This window comes from Conyzicola sp. (assembly GCF_046714715.1).
GTDB lineage: Bacteria > Actinomycetota > Actinomycetes > Actinomycetales > Microbacteriaceae > Conyzicola.
Genome location: NZ_JBKKAD010000066.1, coordinates 12,415 through 31,567, shown reverse-complemented (window position 1 = coordinate 31,567; position 19,153 = coordinate 12,415). Strand labels below are relative to the sequence as shown.

The following is a 19,153-nucleotide window of genomic DNA, read 5'->3' as shown; positions in this document are numbered from 1 at the left end:
AGAGAACACACACCGATACGGGGACGGGATTTCGCCGCTCACGTCTCTACTGCACGACCCAGACAGTCTCCACATCGATCCATCCCAGCCGACCCCCGGCCCGACACATAGACCTCGGGAGAGACCAACCGGTTCTCTCCGTCAACACCTGGCTCACGCCAAAACGACCACTAGGAGACACCCACCGTGAGCATCAACACCATCACCATGCCCCGCTCAACACGAGCAACGTCCATCAACGAGTTCGACCACGAGCTGACCTGGGAGTACGAGGGCAAGTCCTTCAACTGGCAGGCGCTCTACCTGCTCGACCGCGCCATCGCCCCCGAAGTCGCCGAGGCCCGCGGTTACTACGCACCCGAGACGCCGAGCGAGTGGCGCCTTGACCGCAGCAAGCCATTCAGCGGCACCCGCTACCGCGGCAACGCCGACTACGAGAGCGCCTGGGAAGGCGTCGTCGGCCAGCGCCCCCTCGGCATCCCGCTGTTCTCCATCGGCAACGGCCCCGACCGTGCGGTCTGCATCCAGATTCGCCCCGAGACGCCGGTGAAGACCTATGTAGATGTCCTCGACGACGATGGCAACCCCGAGACTGTGCAGTCAACGCGACGAGTCGATGACCCGAAGAACCCCGGCGGCGAGAAGCTCGTCCAGAAGTTCGAGCGCGCCAAGACTGAGGTGAAGAAAGTCAAGTTCATCGCCCCGAACGGCTCAAACCGCGGCAGCGACTACAACGACCTGCCGGCACCCGACGTTCACCCTTGGGCTCAGGACTTCCTCGACAACGAGGACCCCGATGCCAAGGTGCCGGCGCTCTTCACCGAGGGCATCCACAAGGCCGACGCCGTCCTATCGGTGACCGCTCGCGTTAATCGCCCGCTCGTCACCATGGCCGTCACTGGCGTCACCATGGGGAACCACGCCGGCGGCACCCGCGAGAACCCGGGCCGCGAGCACAAGCTCACCGATGGGATGCTCGACATCGACTGGGAAGACCGAGAGGTCTTCATCGCGTTCGACCCCGACTGGGTGTACAAAGACGGTGTCGGGCAGGCCATGCTCATCAGCGGACGGTTGCTCGAAGCAGAAGGCGCTACGGTTCGCATCGTCAACGTCCCGGCCTCGGAGAAGGTCAACGGCATCGACGACTACCTGGTCGAGAACGACGACGCGGCTCTCTGGAACCTGCTCGACGACTCGATGGACCTCGCGACCGCGGCACGCATCAGCAAGCGCTACCCCCGCAACGACCGAGGCCGCGGCGAGCGCCTCGGACACGAGATGCTGCTGGCCGACGCCGGCTACCGGTTCAACGCCACCACCGGCGACGCATTGCGCTGGCTCGGCACCCACTGGGAGAACGACGACAAAGACAGCATCCTCTACCACCTCGCCGGCGCGCTCGCCCTCCGCGACCCCGAAGACGAGAACGGACTGTCGCTCCGCGGCATGCAGGCAGCCATCAAGATTGCATCGAGTATGGACGGCGTCTCAGTGAAAGCCGAAGAGTTCGACACCGACGGCTACCTACTCAACGCGAGGAACGGCACCATCGACCTGATGGACGGCTCCATCCGCGAGCACCGACAGAGCGACCTCATCACGACCGTGACCCCGTGCGACTACGAACCACTCATGGCCACCCCGACCTGGGACCGCTTCCTGCTGCAGATCTGCATGGGCGACGTCGAGCTCGTCGGCTATCTTCAGCGCATGGCCGGCCAGGCCATCATCGGAAAAATCACCCAGCCCATTCTGCACGTCTTGCTCGGACCAGGTAACGACGGCAAGTCGTTGCTCATGGACATGTGGAAAGCAGCAATCGGCAGCGGGTACGCGACGACGATTAAAGCTGACGCGATGCTGGGCGAGGCGTCAGACGAGCAGGTCGCAACCTTGCGCGGCAAACGTCTGGTCACCATCGGCGAGATGGGTCAGGGTGCGTTCCTGAACGATGGCAACCTCAAGACCATGACTTCGTCCGATGAGGTCTCGGCGCGGCAGCTGTACGAGAAGCGCGTGACGTTCGTGCCGACCTGGTCAACGTTCATCCCGACGAACCACGCAATGACTGTCACAGCGCAGGACACGGGCACATGGCGTCGGCTCCGCTTCATTCCCATGCGCCTGTCGCTCTCACCGGCTCAGGTCGACACCACGCTGCCGATGAAGCTTGAACTGGAGCTCCCGGGCATCCTCGCATGGATGGTGCGAGGCGCAGTCGCGTTCATCAACGACGGATCGAAACTGCTGGAGGTCAAAGCCGTCACCGACGAGACCGCCCGCCAGCGCGGCCTGACCGACTCCATCGGCGAATGGGTCACCGACAGCTGTGTCGTTGACCCAACCGTCAAATACAACCGCAAGGCACTGTACGACTCGTACGTCGCCGCGATGACGGGAACCGGCCTTCAGGCGGTAAAGATGCCCATTCTCCAGAAGGCGCTTGTCGAGCGCGGCATCATTCCGAACGGTAGGCAGGTCGTTCGGGATGCGAACACGCGCTATTGGCCGGGCCTGCGACTCCGCACCGAGGCAGACGTCGCGTCGTTCCGGAACTTCGAGGAGCTCGACACCGCCGTGCCCGCCGAGCGCGAGCAGCTGGAACTCGAAATCCGCGAGGCCATCGAGGTCAGCCGTGGCGTCGCCATCATGGTGCCGGAGCCCGCCGACGAACTGGAGCTCGTCACCGTCGCCAGCGCGTTCGACGACATCGGCGACCTGCAGTTCGACTAGCCACCGACTGCAATGGGGCGTCGCCACGACTACGGCGCCCCGTCACCGGCGCGTGGGGCGCGCTTATTGAAAGCCGGTTTACTCCCAGCCGGTTGAATCCCAGTTCCATAGATCTGATGACAAGGACGAATTGTCCATCACCATGGCAGCGAGCGTTATTGCCTGAGGTGAAACGAGAACCCACCCCCAGCAGAAAAGGACAACAAAATGAGGATCGCCATCACGAACGTAAAATTCTCGAATTCAATACCAACAATCCTCGCCGTCATCCCGCTGCTGCTTTGGGTCTTTTCGCGGACGGACATGTTCGCCAGCGCCGCCGAGGTTGAGGTGAAGCGCGTGCGCACCGAGCCGAGTCCGGTAGCCAGCCGTGTGCCGCAGACCGCGCGAAAATCAATGCCGCGCGAGGCCCATAAACGTCCGCAGCCGCTGAAGTTCGTCCCCATCCAAGATCGGTCAGCAGTGCTCCGTGCTTATCGCGATGCCAACGGCAGCTGGCCCTCGTCGGCGGTAGCGATGGGGATTATCGGGCTCTCGCAAAAAACCGCCCTCAGGGCCCTGAACGTAGCCAGGCGCGAAAACTGACTCCTGAGATAGGCCTTGGGCCAAACCTGTTTCTTGTATGTTCGTCTGCACAAGACTTGTACTTTGATCGGGGGCGATGATGACGAAGTCGGCAGGTCATAAAGCCGCGGGAGCCTTCTTGCAGGTAGTCGGCGTCATCGGAGCGGCCGCGATGATATTCGCGTTCCTGTGGGTGTTGGGGTGGTTGCAGCCGTTCGGGCTCGGCGGTGGCTTGGGCGGTGGCGACGTTCAGGACAGCGCGCGACCGCCGCTGGAGGCAGTCGAGGTCGAGCAGGCGGGACCCATTCCGGCTGACGACTATTGGTCGTGTGCGTATGATCCGACGATGAACGACGACTGGCACGATGACATCCTTTGCTCGCGCGGCGCCGAGCAGATCCGGCCGTCGTTGCTCCCGGACTCGTCGTTTGTGGGCTACTCGGAGATCATGCAGGCTGCTCGTGACTACGAGACAGTGCTGAACGGCTGACGGCTCCAAATCCACGAAACGCCCCGCTCACCTCCACGATGACCGGGGAGTTTCGTGTCGGTGCCTACGGCAGCACGATTACATCGCAGTTGCGCGCCGATGCATAGTTCTCGGCGAACGCGATCTGAGTGGCCTGGCTCTCGTCGGAGAGCGTGAGCCCCTGGTCTTTACCCGAGGCGATGATCACGTACGCCCTCACTGCAGCACCGTTGACTCCCTGGGCGCTCTTTGCAGGTGCGACGACAACGAGCTCACGGCCCAGTGATGCTGCCTGCGCGTCAACGGCGGCGAATATGGCGCGGGAACTGCCATCAGGCCGGTCAAATGTCAGAAGTACAGAAAACGCCGGTGCGATCGCCATAACGACGGAAGCCTTCACGTTGTCGGCGAGCGGCACGTCGGGGTCTACATCTACGACGGTGCCATCAACTAGCGTCACTGAGCGCACGGCATGTGCCGCCTGGACCTGGAGTTCGAAGTTGCTCACGGATCCGTTCTGGTCGAGGTCGGCAGGATCGAAGGTCGGCTCCGGAAGCGGAGCGGGCGTGCTTTCGACGGCTTGGAACTCCGGAACCAGGTCGAGCCCGAGAGGCTCAGTCGAGCAGCCGGTAAGTGCCAGTAGAAGTGAGGCCGTGGTGATGATTGTGAGCTTCTTCATAGAGCCATCCTCAATTTGTCTCATAGCTTGGCATGACCGGGCTGCTGCCGGCTCGCCCCAATGCGGGGGTCCGGGACTCTGTGCGCGGCACACAAGAAGTGCGTGTGCTGCGCATAGAGCGGGAATGACCACGAAGCTCACGGCCCTCACCGCGAACACGACCGCCATCGTCGCGGTCGCCTCGTTGTCGATCAGTGCCGTCGCGACGACCGAGGTCGCGGCCATGGCTGGAATGCCGATGCCGTCCTCATGCCGGTGGTGCTCGAAGGGCTCATCCTCGCCGGCAGCATCTCCGCCGTACAGGTGCGCACCCGCCGCGCGCGCGCTCAGCGCCTGTGGCCCATCTGCGTCGTGGTCGCCGGAACCGTGGCGAGCATCGGCGCCAACGTCGTACACGCCACGGCCACCGCCCTCGGCCCGATCGAGTGCGCGCTCATCGCCGGCGCCGTGCCTCTCGCGCTGATGATGACGGCGCACCTGCTGATCACCGCCGCGACGCCCGAGCACGCGACGAAGTCCGCGGCCGCACCGAAGCCGGCCCGGCCCGCGACCGCGGCGCCGACGGCGAAGGTCGTGGCGACGGCGGCCGGTGACGTTGCCGACCAGTTGCGAGCGATGCGCGCGGAGACCGGCGCTTGGCCCACCGGTGCTTTTGCCGGTGCGCTGCTGGGCAAGAGCGCCAAGACCGGTGTGCGCTACCTTGCGGCCCTGCGCGCCGCCGAGGCCGCCTAGTGGACCGCATCACCGCGCGGGCTCGCGAGTTCAACCCGGGCCTGCTTGATCTCGACGTGGTCGAGGCTGAGGGCTACGCGCTGTCGACGATCGCGACGGGTGCGAACTTCAGTCACCCCGATGGCGACTGCGAGACCGCGGTCCTGTGGAATGCTGACGGCGACGTGACGGTCGTTGGCCAACACAAGACCGCAGAATCCGCGCTCATCGGTCACGACCTGTGGAGAACCCACTTCGCTCGATCGGGTCGGGTGGAAGACTAAAGCCATGACAGCGTCCGAGCGCCACCTCCGTCTTGTCGGCGATGACTTCGTGCCAGACCTAGAGGTCGACGAATGCTGGGAGGACCAGGAGGAGGTGTTCGAGCAGGCGGGTGTTTTTGGCCCGGTCGGCGAAGACGGACATCTCCGCGTAGTCGGCCGCGAGGCACCTAAGGAGTGACGGCTCTATAGCGCCGGGGGCCCGGCCGACTCATCTGTGCGGCACACTTACCTGATGGACGCTCAAACACTTGATGTCGCTGTAGCGATCGCTGAATCTGTCGCCGCTGTTGGCACGGTTGGTGCGCTGATTGCAGCATTGGCTGCCTTCCGCTACGAGTCGGCGGAACGCCATCGAGCGGAAGTGCGTGGTGTCCGTGCCTTGCTCAACTGGGACGAGTCGCAGTGGATTAAGTTTCGAAAGGAACAGGACCCAGACTTTGACCTCAAAGCTTTTAGAGCAGAGCGGGAGGCAGAGGCGATCGCTGCCGGCGAAGAAAAGCCCGAATGGGTGGACACCGTTGCGCCGCAGGGCGTCATCGAGAACGGCTCAGACGAGACAATCTACGACGTCCAGGTCGCTCTACGACCTATCAAGTTTTTCGGCATGAGCCTTGGGGGGATGACGCGGAGCTTGCGGCCAGGTCAGACCTACGAGTTACCTCTCGGTCCTGAGATGAACCAGCGCGACATCTGGGACCCCGCCGGCCACAAACCAGGTCTGGAAGCGGTGTTCACCGACGGTCGAGGAGCACGATGGAACCGGACCCGACTGGGGCGCCTGATCAGGCTGAAGCCGCTGCGCTGGTTTGCGCCCTGGCGTGTGCCCCACGAGCTCGACCGCGATGAACTCCCCTGGTGGGCCTGGAGAGCGAAGTGGCATTTCCGGTGGGACGATCACTCCTACCGCAATACCGACGGGTACCCGCCGGTATGGTGGGCGGTCGACATCCGGTGGGTTCGCTGGCGGTACGCCCGCAAGAACGATCGGTTGACCATCCCCGTGTGGCGATTTGTGCGGAGGTTCAAGAAGCGACACGAGATCTCTGCGAGGCGAACCGTCCAACGGCTGCCGCTGCCATGGTGGGCGATTGACGACAGGTGGCGCGCTTGGCGTTGGTACCGCGGCGAGCTCGCCAACGACCGGGCCCAGCGCGACAAGTTCGAGGCGTCGATGAAGGAGCACCCCACCAAATAGGCGCCCCGGATATTCCCACGCTTACCCGACGGTTAGCGAGGGGCAGCGCGGTGCAGCGAAGTACGTCTAACTCACCGCCGGTAGCCGAGAACCCAGCAAACGCCTGAGTTTCAGTAAACTTGAGTGCGCGGAACTACAGCATTTCCACCACCAGCCCGTAAGAACAGGTTGGGGGTTCGAGCCCCTCCAGGTGCACCGCTGCATTTCGAACAAGGTGAATCTGCCAGCGATCAGCAAAGGACAATTGCCGAGGCTTCGCTTCAGTGATTTTCTCTTGGGACCTCGCGTGTCAAACTTTCGCAATGACGCTAAGACGGATCGATCACTACATTGTCGCCGTGCCGCAAGACGACGCCTTTACCTACGAACAGTTCAGCGAGCCATCTTCGGAGAAGCTGGCCTGGTTGTTGCTGCGCCAGCTCACAGATATTCCGGATCGAGGTATGTCGCCAATCCCCGGCACCCTGCAAGAACGCCGCATCGCGTACCAAGAATTCCGAAATTACGTTCGCCAAGGGATTACGTATTGGGATGCCGCCCGCTCGATAGTCGGATCTGCGGCCGCGCTTCCTTATTACTATTCCGTGATGAATCTGGCGAAAGCCGAGCTTGTTCGTGCGCATCCCAGTCTGATCGTGGGCGAAAAATTGACGCACGGCCTCGTGTTCAAACCGTCGAAGTCGAACTCGATAAGCGGGGACTATCTACAAGTTGCAGCAAACGGCGTATTCCCGCTTCTTTACAAACATCGCACGGGGACTGCCATTCCTGCCGGGACGCGCCTACCGATCAAGAACCTGCTGTCGCTAATTCCAGAAATTGGCCTAGAGGTGAACGTCGTTGGACGGACCCGTCCCGCCGCTACGCCCGGCTACCAAACGCTGGCGTCCAACAGTGAATCCGCGTGGCCACTTGTTATGACCTACGCAGACACGTTCGCGGATAGGCGCGAACCTGGAACGCGTGCGTTTCTTCGGTCGTTCGAAGAGGTGCCCCTGATCGAGATGCCAAACTGGCGAGATATTTTCGCGATAAGTAGGCGTGCGCACGGCGACGGTTTTGCGATCTTCCAGGCGAGGACGACATTCGCTGGCGAGGCAAGCGGCGCGATCGATGGTGGCATGTACGCAGCTGCCACGCACCTCCACGACGTGATGGGCGAATACATCTCTGAGCCGATCGGCCGGGAAGGTGAGTTCATTTTCACCCCCACACTTCGAAAGTCCCACCCGCTGGTTCTACCGCTAGATCTTGCTCGCTACGCGGCGATGTACTACCTGTCGTCTGTAGTGCGTTACAAGCCTGCGGCGCTCGACCCCGTGTCTCAGGGCGCTCAAGCTTGGCTGATGGATTCGTTCACCCGCGAGGTTCCTAGCGACTTACTGGCCAACATGGTGATGGGAGTTCGCGGCACTAAGATCCTCTTCAATGCTGCGTCGTATCGGGTCTGACCCAGATCCAGCCACAACGTCTGTAGACCCGTACCGCGAGACTTCGCTCAATTCTCAGGCATATTCGGTAATTCGTACGAGCGTTATATGCGGGAAGGCCTGCCGAGTAGAACTTTGGCGCTTTTTCAATGCTCCGATCCAACTACGCTGACTCTTGATGTTCTACTGGTTTATGAAGACGATCGTGGCGGGGCCGCTTCTGCGCACGCTCTTCCGCCCGCGGCTCGAGGGTCTCGAGAACATACCGGCATCCGGCCCGGTGATTCTCGCCAGCAACCACCTCTCGTTCATCGACTCGGTGATCCTTCCGCTCGTGATCAAGCGCCGCATCTACTTTCTCGCCGCGAGCACCTACTTCGAGGGCAAGGGCCTGGGCAAGTGGGCGGTCGCCCGGTTCCTGAAGGCGACGGGCATGATCCCGATCGACCGGTCCGGCGGCAAAGCTTCGGAAGCGTCGCTGCGGGCCGGCATGAGCGTGCTCACCAAGGGGCACGTGCTCGGCATCTACCCCGAGGGCGGACGCAGCCGCGACGGCAAGGCGCACCGCGGCCGCACCGGTGTCGCGCGCATGGCGCTCGAGTCGGGGGCGCCCGTCGTACCGGTCGCGATGATCGACACCGAGAAGGTGATGTCGGCTGGCGGTGGCGGCGTGAAGATCCAGCGCATCGGCATCTCGTTCGGCCCCGCGCTCGACTTCAGCGAGTTTTCCGACCAGAAGCAAGACCACGCGATCCTGCGCGTGATGACCGACCGCATCATGGACTCCATCGTCGCGATGAGCGGCCAGGAGTACGTCGACGAGTACGGCAAGTCGACGGCGAAGAAAGAACTCGACTAGCTGATCGTGAGCGACCCGTCGTCATTGATCGGGAACGCGCCCCACGCGACCTCCCAGAGGTAGCCGTCGGGATCGGCGAAGTAGCCGGAGTAGCCGCCCCAATCCGTGGCATCCGCCTGCTTGACAATCTGGCCTCCCGCCGCGGCCGCCGCTGCGAGAACCGCGTCGACCTCCGACCGGGTGCGCACGTTGTGGGCAATGGTGATGCCGGCGAACTTGCCACGCGGTTCGGCGTATCCGGGGCCGACGTCGGCGGCGAGCTCGGCGTACGGGAAGAGAGCGAGCGTTGTGCCCTGGGTCTGGAAGAACACGATCCCCTCGGAGGGGCTGCGTGTCGTGGGAAGGGCAAGGCCGTTCGCGTAGAAGCGGTGGGAGCGGGCGAGGTCGGCGACGCCGAGGGTGATGATGGAGATGCGTGGTTCCATGAGCCCGGTCTACCGCGCTTCGTCGACACTCGCCACCCGTGTCATCCGGAAGCCCCAATTCAAAACGACACTCGTCGCGCATAATTGAGGTGGCGGGATCGACTGCTCCCTGCCTACCGCACCCCGCGGCAGACCTCTCGATCCGCCAGGAAAGAAGGACTCCATGAAAGCACTGCGCTACGTCGAAGTAGGCCAGCCTCCCGTCGTCGTCGACATCCCCATCCCGAAGCCCGGCCCCGGCCAGGTGCTGCTGAAGGTCACCGCGGGCGGCGTCTGCCACAGCGACGACTACGTGATGAGCCTCCCCGAGGCCGACTACCTCGCGCAGTCCTATCCGCTGCCGCTGACCCTCGGCCACGAAGGCGCGGGCATCGTGCACGAGATCGGCGAGGGTGTCGACTCGACACTCAAGGTCGGCGACGCGGTTGCCGTCTACGGGCCATGGGGCTGCGGGCGCTGCCACAACTGCTCGATGGGCATGGAGAACTACTGCACGAACGCCGCGGCCGAGGGCATCCGCCCTCCCGGACTCGGCAGCCAGGGCTCGATGGCCGAGTACATGATCGTCGACGACGCGCGCCACCTCGTGCCGCTCGGCGACCTCGACCCCGTGCAGAACGTCTCGCTGACCGACGCCGGCCTCACCCCGTACCACGCGATCAAGCGCTCGGTTCCGAAGCTCGGCGCCGGCACCTTCGCCGTCGTCATCGGAACCGGCGGGCTCGGCCACGTCGGCATCCAGATCCTCAAGGCGATCTCGGGCGCCACGGTCATCGCGCTCGACGTGAGCGACGAGAAGCTCAAGCTCGCCACCGAGGTCGGCGCCGACCACGTACTCATCAGCGACGCTTCGGCGGCCGACAAGATCCGCGAGCTCACCGGCGGACTCGGCGCCAACGCTGTGTTCGATTTCGTGGGCGCAAACCCGACGATGGCCCTCGCGCAGAGCGTGGCCGCCCTCGATTCGGATGTCACGATCGTCGGCATCGGCGGAGGTGCGATGACCCTCAGCTTCGGCAACATCGCCTACGACGCCGCCGTGCGCATGCCCTACTGGGGCTCCCGCAGCGAACTGATCGAGGTGCTCGACCTGGCCCGCGCCGGAAAGCTGCACGTCGCGGTCGAGACGTACAGCCTCGACGACGGTCCCAAGGCCTACGAAGATCTCGCCGCGAACAGCATCCGCGGCCGCGCGGTCATCGTTCCGTAACGCGCCGCATCGACTTGTCACAAAGCGGGCTGTCTGCGGCGATGAAGCCCGGTTTGTGACAAGTCGACCCCCGCGGGATCGCCGCGCAGGGCGTCGGCGGGGCGCATCCGGCCGCGCGACAGCGTCTTCCCCTGCCGAAGCGCCCTCGCTACCCTCGTTGCATGTGCCGGAACATTCATCCCCTCAATAACTTCGAGCCCGCCGCCACTGACGACGAGGTGCACGCCGCCGCACTGCAGTTCGTGCGCAAGATCAGCGGATCGACGAAGCCGTCGAAGGCCAACGAAGAGGTCTTCAACCGCGCCGTCGCCGAGATCGCCCACATCTCCCACCACCTGCTCGAGGACTGGGTGACGAACGCCCCGCCCAAGAACCGCGAGGTCGAGGCCGCCAAGGCGAAGGAGCGGTCGGCGAAGCGGTTCGCGGTCGCGTAGTTCCCTTACTGGCCGCGGCCGGTCTTGCTCTGCAGGCGGTCGATGTGTTCGGATGCCTCGGCCTTCGTGATGTCGGCGGGGATCTCCTCGCCGGCCTCGCGTGCGAGCGTGTCGAGGTAGCTGCGCTGCGATGCGGTCATCGGCTCGTCGCCGGTGACCCAGTCGGCCGGGTCCTTGACGGCTGAGTCGCCGGCTTCGGGGGAGTCTGCCTTGGCGCCGAGCATTTCTGGACGTTCTTCAATCGGTTCATCGGTCATACGTTCACGGTAAGCCGACCAGAGATGCGCGGCGAGGCCTTGCGCGCCTACGCGCTGACGGGCAGGCGCTGCGCCGCACCGTCGACGTGACCCAGCTGGGCGAGCGCCGCCGGGCGGAATCCCTTCACGATCAGATACCCGGCCAGCAGCAGCTCCCACGCGAAGATCGGCACGACAGCCAGGGCCGCCCACGGCATGAGCTGCTCGCTGAAGCCGAACATCTTCACGACGTTGAACGCGAAGACGAGCGGCCCGCCGACGAGTCCGAGCACGGCGATGAAGCGCGGCACGAGGCCCGACTTGAGCATGATCCAGGCGATCAGCACGGTGTTGGTTCCGCAGATGAAGCCGGGGCCGACGAGAAACGTGAAGTCTTGGAACGCCACGAGGGTGTCGATCAGCGGTGCGACAGATGTGTCATCCGCAATGTTTGCGACGCTGGCGCGAACCGAGACGAGGGTGAGCATGCCGACGACGCCGGTCAGGATGACACTTGCCTCGAGTGTGCGCAGCGCGATGTAGCCCACCGCCAGTGAGGCGTTCTGCCGCGCGGCCACGGGGTGCAGCGCGATCGCGGTGCCGACGACGGTGAGGGCGAGGAGCACTTCGAGCAGTGCGCCGACGAGCACGGCGCTGTCGTCGCCGGTCGCGAGTTGCGTCGCATCGGTGAGGTAGGGGCCGTAGAGGATGCGGGCGCCGATCGCGGTGACGTGGGTGGCAAGAAATAGCACCCCGACGACGATGGCGGTTCTGCGGTACGAGTTCATGGCGAGGTTCCGTTCGGGTCGATGGCAAGGTGTACAACGTACACCTGCGGATGACACTAGGTGTACGCTGTACTCCTGTCAAGGAGGAGCTGTGGCCGAGAAGCGCGCGTATCTCAATCGCGACCGGGTGCTGGGTGCGGCCGTGTCACTCGCCGACCAGATCGGCATCGATTCGCTGAGCATGCGCCGTCTGGCCCACGAGCTCGAAGTCGTGCCGATGGCGCTCTACAAGCACGTGCAGAACAAGGAAGAGCTGCTCGACGGCATGGTCGAGGTCGTTATCGGCGAGATCGACCCGCCCGAGGCTGACGCCGACTGGCGAACGGTAGTGCGCGAACGGGTGCTCTCGGCGCGGCGCGTGCTGCTGCGGCATCCGTGGGCGCGATCCGTGCTCGAGACGCGCACCAACCGCACGCCCGCGGTGCTCGACTACATGGACTCGTTCACCGGCATGTTCCTCGCCGGCGGCATGTCGGTCGACCTCACCCACCACGTGATGCACGCGATCGGCGGCCGCATGTGGGGCTTCACCCAGGAGCTGTTCGACGACTCGGCGGCGCAGAAGGCCGCGCTGAAGGCCGCGCCCCCGATGCCGCCCGAGGCGCAGGCCGAGATGATGCGGCAGATGGGGGAGCGCTACCCGAACATCCTCGCGGTCGCGGCGTCGATGGTGCACGACGAGGCCTCGGCCGTGGGGCACGGCTGCGACGACCAGTTCGAGTTCGAGTTCGCGCTCGACCTCATGCTCGACGGGTTCGAGCGGCTGCACGAGCGCGGCTGGACCAGCGCCGCCGCTCGCTAATACTCCACCGCGTCGCGGATGATCGGGCAGGTCATGCAGTGGCCGCCGCCGCGCCCGCGGCCCAGCTCGGCGCCGACGATCGGGATGACCTCGACGCCGGCCTGCTCGAGCAGCCGGTTCGTCTCGGTGTTGCGGTCGTAGGTGTAGACCACACCGGGACGCAGGGCGACGGCGTTGTTTCCCGAGTCCCACTGCTGACGCTCCGAGGCATAGACGTCACCGGCGGTCGCCACGACGTTCAGCTTCGGCAGCCCGAGCGCGCGGGCGACGACGTCGACGAACGGGGTGGTCTTCTCGTCCGTGACATCCAGCCCCACCGCATTGTCGGCGGGCCGCAGCGAGAACGTGTGCACCGCGTCTATGATGCGCGGGAACAGCGTCACGATGTCCCGGTCGGCGAACGTGAAGACCGTGTCGAGGTGCATCGCGGCGCGCAGCTTGGGCATGCCCGCGACGATCACCTGTGTGGCCGCCCCCGCCGTGAACAGCGCGGACGCTACCTGCGTGATCGCCTGCCGCGACGTGCGCTCGCTCATCCCCATGAGCACGACGCCGTTGCCGACCGGCATGATGTCGCCGCCCTCGAAGGTCGAGAGGCCCCAGTCCCGTTCGGGATCGCCCCACCAGATCTGGGACCCGACGAAATCCGGATGATACGTATAGATCGCCTTCATCAGCAGGGTCTCATCGTGCCGGGCCGCCCAGAAGAGCGGGTTGAGCGTGACGCCGCCGTAGAGCCAGCAGGTCGTGTCGCGGGTGTAGAGCGTGTTGGGCAGCGGGGGCATCAGGTATTCGCGCACGCCGGTCGACTCGCGGGCCAGCCCGACGTAGTCGCCGCGGAAGTCGTTCGGCAGGTCGGTGGTCGCCAGCCCCCCGATGAGGAACTCGGCCAGCTGGGCGGGCGGCAGCGAGTCGAGGAACGCGCGGGTGTCGTCGACGAGTCCCAGCCCCACCTGGTTCGGCACGATCTTGCGGTCGAGCAGCCAGGTGCGCGCCTCGGGGACGGCCACGGTCGCGGCGAGCAGTTCGTGCAGCTCGACGACCTCCACGTCGTGCGAGCGCAGGTTCGCCACGAACTCCCGGTGGTCGCGGATCGCGTTATCGACCCAGAGCACGTCGTCGAACAGCAGCGAGTCGGCGTTGCTGGGCGTCAGGCGGCGGTGCGCGAGGCCGGGCTCGCACACGAGCACCTTGCGCAGCTGCCCGACCTCGGAGTGCACGCCGTAGTCGGCTGAGGTCATGGTGTTCTCCTTCTAGATGGATACGAAGCCGGTGACGAGGCCGATCACGCCGGCGATAGCGCCGACGATCACCACCGCGAACGTCACGGCGCCGGGCTTGGTGAAGAGCAGCGAGCCCTGCTCGCGGCGGGCGACCACGTAGAGCAGCGTCGCCGGCGCGAGCAGCACGCACGACAGCAGCAGCAGGTCAGTGCCCGCGGCGAAGATGAGGAAGAGCGTGTAGGCCACCGCGATCGCCCCGATCACGAGCTCGCGGGTGCGCACGCCCGCGGGAACCGACGCGTACCCGTCGCTCGTGACCGCGATCTTGAGGGCGTAGCCGGCGGCGAGCAGAAACGGGATGAGCGAGAGCGACGCGGTGAGGTCGAGCATGAAGTCGAGGGCCCCGCTGGCGAACAGCACCACGATCAGCAGCACCTGGATGCCGAGCGTCGACAAGAGAAGGGCGTTGCCCGGTACATCCTTCGGCGTGCTCTTCGCCAGGAACCGGGGCATATCGCCGTCTTTCGCCGCCGCGAACAGCACCTCGGCCGACATGAGGCTCCACGCGAGGAAGGCGCCGAGCACCGACACGATGAGGCCGGCGCTGATGAACCAGGCGCCCCACGAACCGACGGCCGCCTCGAGGATGCTGCCGACCGACGGCTGCCTGAGGTTCGCGATTTCCTCCATGGGCAGCACGCCGTAGGAGATGATCGAGACGGTCGCGAACAGGGCGAGCACCGAGAGGAACCCGAGCACGGTCGCCCGCCCCACGTCCTCCCGCTTCTTCGCGAACCGCGAATAGACGCTCGCGCCCTCGATGCCGAGGAACACGAACACCGTCACGAGCATCGTGCCGCGCACCTGCTCGAAGAGGCTGTCGCCGCCCGCGTCGTACCCGCCGGTCAGGTTGCCGAGGAACACGTCGGGATCGAACGCGACGACGGCGACGATCACGAACAACAGCAGGGGGATGAGCTTCGCGAACGTGACGATGGTGTTGATAGCGGCCGCCTCGCGCACGCCGCGCATGATGAGGAAGTAGAAGCCCCAGACGAAGACGGATGACACGAGCACCGCCCAGATCGTGTCGCCCTCGCCGAACGCCGGAACGAGCGGCGCCAGGGTGGAGGTGATCAGCACCCAGTAGAACGTGTTGCCCGCGCACGCGCTCGCCCAGAAGCCGAACGCGCTCAGGAACCCCGGGTAGAGCCCGAATCCGGTCTTGGCGTATACGTACACCCCGTTGTCGAGGGTCGGTTTGCGCACGGCCAGCGACTGGAAAACGAACGCCAGCATGAGCATGCCCGCCCCCGCGATCGCCCAGGCGATGACCGCACCGAGCACACCCGTCTGGCTGGCGAAGCGCTGCGGCAGGGTGAAGACGCCGGCGCCCACCATCGAGCCGACGACCATCGCGGTGAGCGCCGGCACGCTGAGCTTGTGCGCGTCTTCCAAGGTGTTCGCGCTCACGGTGATCCCTCCCCGTCACTCGAGTGGATGGATTCACCGTGGCCGAGATGGCCCCGCGGCGCCTCACCTATTCCGTGTCATCCGAAACGCCACCGGTGCTGCGTAACGTGCCAGCCATGCTGCACACCGATACGCCCGCACTCGCCGAGATCGCCGCGCTGGCCAGTGAACGTTCCGCCGGGAGCGTCTCGATCTATCTGAAAACGGGACGCATGCCCGACCAGGCCGAGCAGGCACGCGCCCGGCTACGCAACTTCGTCGACGCCGCCACCGAGCAGCTCGCAGAAGCGGGCGCGGGCGCCGGCGAGGTCGAGGCGCTCGCCGAGGCGGTGGCCGAACTGATCGACGACCGTGCCTTCTGGTCGTACCAGTCGGAGACGCTCGTGCTCTTCGGATCGTCGGGACGGCTGACGACCTACCGCATAGCCAACCGGCTGCCGGAACTGCTGGAAGTCGCCGACCGCTATCTGGTGAAACCCCTGCTGCGAACGGTCACGTTCCCGCAGACGGCGTTCGTGCTCGCGCTGTCGCAGAACTACGTGCGGCTCATCGAGGCGACCGCCGACGGCACGGCCTTCGCGGTCGACGTTCCGGGGCTGCCGTCGGACGCCGCGAGCGCGGTCGGGCTGCCGTCGATCAGCGGGCGCGCGCCCGACGGGCGGGTGCAGGGATCCGAGGGGCGCAAGGTGCGGCTGGGCGAATACTGCCGGGCGGTCGAGGTGGAGCTGCGGGCGGTGGTGAACCGCAGCGGCATCCCGCTCATCCTGGCAGCGACCCAGCCGATCGACGGCATCTACCGGGCCGTGAACACCTACCCCCACCTGCTCGACGAGTCGATCCGGGGAAACGCAGACGAGATCTCCGACAACGAGCTGTCGGCCGCGGCACGCCCGATTCTGGATGCGCTGTACGCCCAGCAGCTCGGGGAGGTACGCGACGAACTGCAGGCCCGACGAGCACAGGGACGCGCGGTGACCGACCTGAGCGACATCGCGCGCGCGGCGACGTTCGGCGCGATCGATACGCTGCTGTTCGACTTCGAACTGGTCGTGCCCGGCACCATCGACGAGCAGTCCGGCGCGGTGCAGTTCGACGATGGCCAGACGGCGACGAACTACGGCGTCGTCGACGAGATCGCACGGCGGGCATTGCTCACCGGGGCCACGATCTATGCGGTGCGCGCCGACGACCTGCCCGAGGGTGTCTCGACGCTCGCCTCGGTGCGGTTTCCCGTCTGAGTGGTTCTAGCCGGATATCGGTACAGAGACCGTGCCCGCGAGTCGGAAGTCGGCGCGGTCGCCCCAGAAGCTCGTGAAAGCGGGGTCGGTGAGGGGCGGTTCGAGATCGGGCACGATGCTGACGGTGGAGTACATGGGATCCTTCTCTCCGTGGTGTGAGCGCCGGCTGCGCCCCTAACCACTCTCGCCGAGCGCGGTCGCCTACGCGTCGTTCAACCGGATGAAGTGTGCCTCCACCGTTCGGCGTACTGCCCAGGGACTATCGGCCGGCGGGCGGCAACTCGACCGGCTGCAGCGTCGCGATCTTCGGCGCGCGGTTGTCGCCTGACGAGCGGCCAGTGAGCCGCCGGCCGATCCACGGCAGAACGTATTCGCGCCAGTACTCGCTCGTTCGCTGTTCGTGGTGCAGGGCGGTGGCGCCGCCGCTCCAACCGTCGGGCAGCTCGACACCCAGGGTGGCGAGCACGTTGCCGGCGACACGTTCGTGCCCGAGCGGGCCGAGGTGCAGCTTGTCGCGCGACCAGTAGCGCAGCTCTGCCAGCTCGTCGTCGGCCCAGTTGTCGACGAAGGTCACGTTGTCGAGCGGCAGGCGAGAACGGATGCCGCGGGCGAATTCGTCACCACGGGTCTTGATGAAGCCACCGAGCGGGATGTGACGGGTGGGGTTCGCTCCGCTGACGAGGAGCACGTGGCATCCGGAGCCCGTCGCCCTTTCGACGGCGGCCACGAGCTGGTCGGTGATCGCGGAGATCGAGACGCGCGGGCGCATGATGTCGTTGCCTCCGCCGTTGAGACTGAGCAGCTCGGGCTGCAGCGCGATGCCGGCATCGAGCTGTGGGCCGGCGATCGGCGCGAGCAGTCGGCCCCGGATAGCGAGGTTCGCGTAAGTCACCGGTTCGGGGCCGGCCAACGCCAGACCGAGCGCGACCAGGTCGGCCCAGCCGCGAACGCCGCCGGAAGGCGTCTCGTCGCCCACACCCTCGGTGAAGCTGTCGCCCACTGCTACATAGCTGCGATATTCCATGCCTCGAGTTGACCACATCCCCGCAACAACGAGGCCGCCACGAAGGCGGCCCCGTTGTGCGGGCGCCGTGTCACAGGATGCGCGTCAGGTAGAACGCCTCGTTCTGAGTGCGCACCCGCTCGGCTTCGAGCCGGGCTTGGTGTGTCTCGTGGGCGAGCGCGGCGTGTTCCCGGTCGCCCACTCTGACGGGCCGGCGACCCCACGTGATGAGCGCGAGACCGAGGTGCAGCGCGGCACGGTCGAGAAGTCCGACGCGACGCGCGGGGCGTGCGACGGCGGGACGGGCGGATGAAACAGGTTGGGGCGGATGATCGTGGCGACCCGGCAGGGTCGTCGATTCGATTTTCACGGTGTGATTCCTTATATATACGGGCGCGCCGAAGAGCGTTCGGGGTCGCCGAATAGCGATGTGAGTGGCCGCGGTGGCGCGGCGGAAACGGGACGCGCGCAGTGCGCGTCTCGTGCGGGGTGGTCGGACCGATGGGCAGCGGGTGCGGGGAATCGCGGATGCTGCCTGGTCGAGCTTCGAGAGCGTCACCACCGACTGGACCGGTGGAGTGCCTCTGTCGAGAAGCGGGCCGGTTAGGCGGTGAAGACGCCGACGAAGCCGGCGGTCTTGCGGAATGCGTTTGCATCGTTCGTTGCAGTAATCACGCTGGGCTCCTTTCGTCGTGTTGGCGTAGGCATCACCGTAGCGGCCTGTGCATTTGCTGCGCAACCCTGAGTTTTCACCGGGGTACGTGTATGGTGTCCCTATTGGGCATCGAGAAATCTGCCCCCGCCGCCGATCTGACACCACGGCCGCACCTCAGATTTCAATCAGAACCGCTGTACTGGCTTTCGCCGGACTGCGTGACACCCTCGCCGATACGTCGGCTTAATCCTCGCGGTTAGCGGGCGCTCCTCAGCGTTCGAGTTACCGCGTGAGCGGATCATCCGCGAACACCTTGACGCTGCGAATCAGCGCACCAAACGAAAGCAACACAGCATGACTACCACCACCACACTCACCCGCAAGAACGTCGACTTCATCGCCGGCGGTTACTCGATTCTCGCCACCGACCCGATGTTCTACTCGCGTTCGCGCGAGCTCTCGGCCGTGCGCGACAACGCCGCCATCCATGGCATTTACGACATCAGCGAGGCCGATTTCGACTTCGCGATCTCGAAGCGCTTCGGCAACGGCGCCAGCTACGAATTCCCGACCGCGTAAGCGGCAGGAACCACCCGGATGGCCCGCTTCGGCGGGCCATCCGTCGTTAACGCGGCGACGGAAGCTCCCCCGTTCGGGGGCGCTCTCCGTTCTCCTCGTGTTTACCGGGCGTTTTCCCCTCTGCCCGAAGGTGTACTGCGGGCCGTTCTGGCCAGCCACA

At 65.3% G+C, this 19,153-nt stretch carries 23 protein-coding genes; 14 read left to right on the top strand and 9 right to left on the bottom strand.

Annotated elements, in window-relative coordinates; translation table 11 throughout:
- Positions 1-186 precede the first annotated feature (186 nt).
- From ACLQ6X_RS05480 to ACLQ6X_RS05470, 3 genes are all read left to right on the top strand, one after another.
- The gene (locus tag ACLQ6X_RS05480; RefSeq protein ID WP_411699163.1) at positions 187-2,736 is read left to right on the top strand and encodes a phage/plasmid primase, P4 family; all 2,550 of its coding nucleotides are present in this window, start codon (positions 187-189) and stop codon (positions 2,734-2,736) included.
- 207 nt (positions 2,737-2,943) lie between these two features.
- Positions 2,944-3,321 carry a hypothetical protein gene (locus tag ACLQ6X_RS05475; protein WP_411699162.1) on the top strand — a complete coding sequence of 126 codons (378 nt, stop codon included), beginning with the start codon at positions 2,944-2,946 and terminating at the stop codon, positions 3,319-3,321.
- Positions 3,322-3,400: 79 nt separating this feature from the next.
- Positions 3,401-3,790, top strand: coding sequence for a hypothetical protein (locus ACLQ6X_RS05470; RefSeq protein ID WP_411699161.1), 390 nt, complete (start codon positions 3,401-3,403; stop codon positions 3,788-3,790).
- A gap of 64 nt (positions 3,791-3,854) precedes the next feature.
- Here the strand turns inward: ACLQ6X_RS05470 and ACLQ6X_RS05465 are convergent, their stop codons facing one another.
- On the bottom strand, positions 3,855-4,448 hold the full coding sequence (locus ACLQ6X_RS05465) for a hypothetical protein (protein ID WP_411699160.1): 594 nt from the start codon (positions 4,446-4,448) through the stop codon (positions 3,855-3,857).
- A 249-nt stretch (positions 4,449-4,697) separates the two neighbouring features.
- Here ACLQ6X_RS05465 and ACLQ6X_RS05460 point away from each other — a divergent pair, with 249 nt between their 5' ends.
- From ACLQ6X_RS05460 to ACLQ6X_RS05435, 6 genes are all read left to right on the top strand, one after another.
- On the top strand, positions 4,698-5,180 hold the full coding sequence (locus ACLQ6X_RS05460; protein WP_411699159.1) for a hypothetical protein: 483 nt from the start codon (positions 4,698-4,700) through the stop codon (positions 5,178-5,180).
- Complete coding sequence (locus ACLQ6X_RS05455; protein WP_411699158.1) at positions 5,180-5,443, top strand: hypothetical protein; 264 nt, start codon at positions 5,180-5,182, stop codon at positions 5,441-5,443. The genes ACLQ6X_RS05460 and ACLQ6X_RS05455 overlap by 1 nt, the downstream gene beginning before the upstream one ends.
- Before the next feature lie 4 nt (positions 5,444-5,447).
- Positions 5,448-5,621, top strand: a complete 174-nt coding sequence (locus ACLQ6X_RS05450; protein ID WP_411699157.1) for a hypothetical protein — start codon at positions 5,448-5,450, stop codon at positions 5,619-5,621.
- 54 nt (positions 5,622-5,675) lie between these two features.
- Positions 5,676-6,638, top strand: coding sequence for a hypothetical protein (locus ACLQ6X_RS05445; protein WP_411699156.1), 963 nt, complete (start codon positions 5,676-5,678; stop codon positions 6,636-6,638).
- Positions 6,639-6,940: 302 nt separating this feature from the next.
- On the top strand, positions 6,941-8,089 hold the full coding sequence (locus tag ACLQ6X_RS05440) for a YaaC family protein (RefSeq protein ID WP_411699155.1): 1,149 nt from the start codon (positions 6,941-6,943) through the stop codon (positions 8,087-8,089).
- Positions 8,090-8,246: 157 nt separating this feature from the next.
- Positions 8,247-8,927, top strand: a complete 681-nt coding sequence (locus ACLQ6X_RS05435; RefSeq protein WP_411699154.1) for a lysophospholipid acyltransferase family protein — start codon at positions 8,247-8,249, stop codon at positions 8,925-8,927.
- On the opposite strand, the gene ACLQ6X_RS05430 is transcribed toward ACLQ6X_RS05435, so the two are convergent.
- A complete protein-coding gene (locus ACLQ6X_RS05430; protein WP_411699153.1) occupies positions 8,924-9,352 on the bottom strand; it encodes a VOC family protein in 429 nt (142 codons plus the stop codon). The genes ACLQ6X_RS05435 and ACLQ6X_RS05430 overlap by 4 nt on opposite strands.
- A 163-nt stretch (positions 9,353-9,515) precedes the next feature.
- Here ACLQ6X_RS05430 and ACLQ6X_RS05425 point away from each other — a divergent pair, with 163 nt between their 5' ends.
- Complete coding sequence (locus tag ACLQ6X_RS05425; protein WP_411699152.1) at positions 9,516-10,562, top strand: NAD(P)-dependent alcohol dehydrogenase; 1,047 nt, start codon at positions 9,516-9,518, stop codon at positions 10,560-10,562.
- Between the two features lie 161 nt (positions 10,563-10,723).
- A complete protein-coding gene (locus ACLQ6X_RS05420; protein ID WP_188511609.1) occupies positions 10,724-10,996 on the top strand; it encodes a DUF2277 domain-containing protein in 273 nt (90 codons plus the stop codon).
- A gap of 5 nt (positions 10,997-11,001) precedes the next feature.
- Here ACLQ6X_RS05420 and ACLQ6X_RS05415 read toward each other — a convergent pair whose 3' ends face one another.
- On the bottom strand, positions 11,002-11,220 hold the full coding sequence (locus ACLQ6X_RS05415; RefSeq protein ID WP_229733488.1) for a DUF3072 domain-containing protein: 219 nt from the start codon (positions 11,218-11,220) through the stop codon (positions 11,002-11,004).
- An 80-nt stretch (positions 11,221-11,300) separates the two neighbouring features.
- Positions 11,301-12,020 (bottom strand): DUF4386 domain-containing protein, encoded by a 720-nt coding sequence (locus ACLQ6X_RS05410; protein ID WP_411699151.1) that lies wholly within the window; start codon positions 12,018-12,020, stop codon positions 11,301-11,303.
- A 91-nt stretch (positions 12,021-12,111) separates the two neighbouring features.
- Between ACLQ6X_RS05410 and ACLQ6X_RS05405 the strand changes: the two genes are divergently transcribed.
- On the top strand, positions 12,112-12,822 hold the full coding sequence (locus ACLQ6X_RS05405; protein ID WP_411699150.1) for a TetR/AcrR family transcriptional regulator C-terminal domain-containing protein: 711 nt from the start codon (positions 12,112-12,114) through the stop codon (positions 12,820-12,822).
- Here the strand turns inward: ACLQ6X_RS05405 and ACLQ6X_RS05400 are convergent.
- Both ACLQ6X_RS05400 and ACLQ6X_RS05395 read right to left on the bottom strand, forming a co-directional pair.
- Complete coding sequence (locus tag ACLQ6X_RS05400) at positions 12,819-14,063, bottom strand: arginine deiminase (protein ID WP_411699149.1); 1,245 nt, start codon at positions 14,061-14,063, stop codon at positions 12,819-12,821. The genes ACLQ6X_RS05405 and ACLQ6X_RS05400 overlap by 4 nt on opposite strands.
- Positions 14,064-14,075: 12 nt before the next feature.
- The gene (locus ACLQ6X_RS05395; protein ID WP_411699148.1) at positions 14,076-15,518 is read right to left on the bottom strand and encodes a basic amino acid/polyamine antiporter; all 1,443 of its coding nucleotides are present in this window, start codon (positions 15,516-15,518) and stop codon (positions 14,076-14,078) included.
- A 116-nt stretch (positions 15,519-15,634) separates the two neighbouring features.
- Between ACLQ6X_RS05395 and ACLQ6X_RS05390 the strand changes: the two genes are divergently transcribed.
- Positions 15,635-16,756, top strand: coding sequence for a hypothetical protein (locus tag ACLQ6X_RS05390; RefSeq protein WP_411699147.1), 1,122 nt, complete (start codon positions 15,635-15,637; stop codon positions 16,754-16,756).
- 6 nt (positions 16,757-16,762) lie between these two features.
- On the opposite strand, the gene ACLQ6X_RS05385 is transcribed toward ACLQ6X_RS05390, so the two are convergent.
- The 3 genes from ACLQ6X_RS05385 to ACLQ6X_RS05375 all read right to left on the bottom strand — a co-directional run bounded on the left by ACLQ6X_RS05385 (position 16,763) and on the right by ACLQ6X_RS05375 (position 18,129).
- Positions 16,763-16,891: a hypothetical protein gene (locus ACLQ6X_RS05385; protein ID WP_411699146.1), complete on the bottom strand. Its 129-nt coding sequence runs from the start codon at positions 16,889-16,891 to the stop codon at positions 16,763-16,765.
- A 124-nt stretch (positions 16,892-17,015) separates the two neighbouring features.
- Positions 17,016-17,780, bottom strand: coding sequence for an SGNH/GDSL hydrolase family protein (locus tag ACLQ6X_RS05380; RefSeq protein WP_411699145.1), 765 nt, complete (start codon positions 17,778-17,780; stop codon positions 17,016-17,018).
- A 70-nt stretch (positions 17,781-17,850) separates the two neighbouring features.
- Entirely contained in the window at positions 17,851-18,129 is a 279-nt protein-coding gene (locus ACLQ6X_RS05375; RefSeq protein WP_411699144.1) for a hypothetical protein, read from the bottom strand.
- Between the two features lie 639 nt (positions 18,130-18,768).
- Between ACLQ6X_RS05375 and ACLQ6X_RS05370 the strand changes: the two genes are divergently transcribed.
- Positions 18,769-18,993 carry a hypothetical protein gene (locus ACLQ6X_RS05370; protein WP_411699143.1) on the top strand — a complete coding sequence of 75 codons (225 nt, stop codon included), beginning with the start codon at positions 18,769-18,771 and terminating at the stop codon, positions 18,991-18,993.
- Positions 18,994-19,153: the final 160 nt, after the last annotated feature.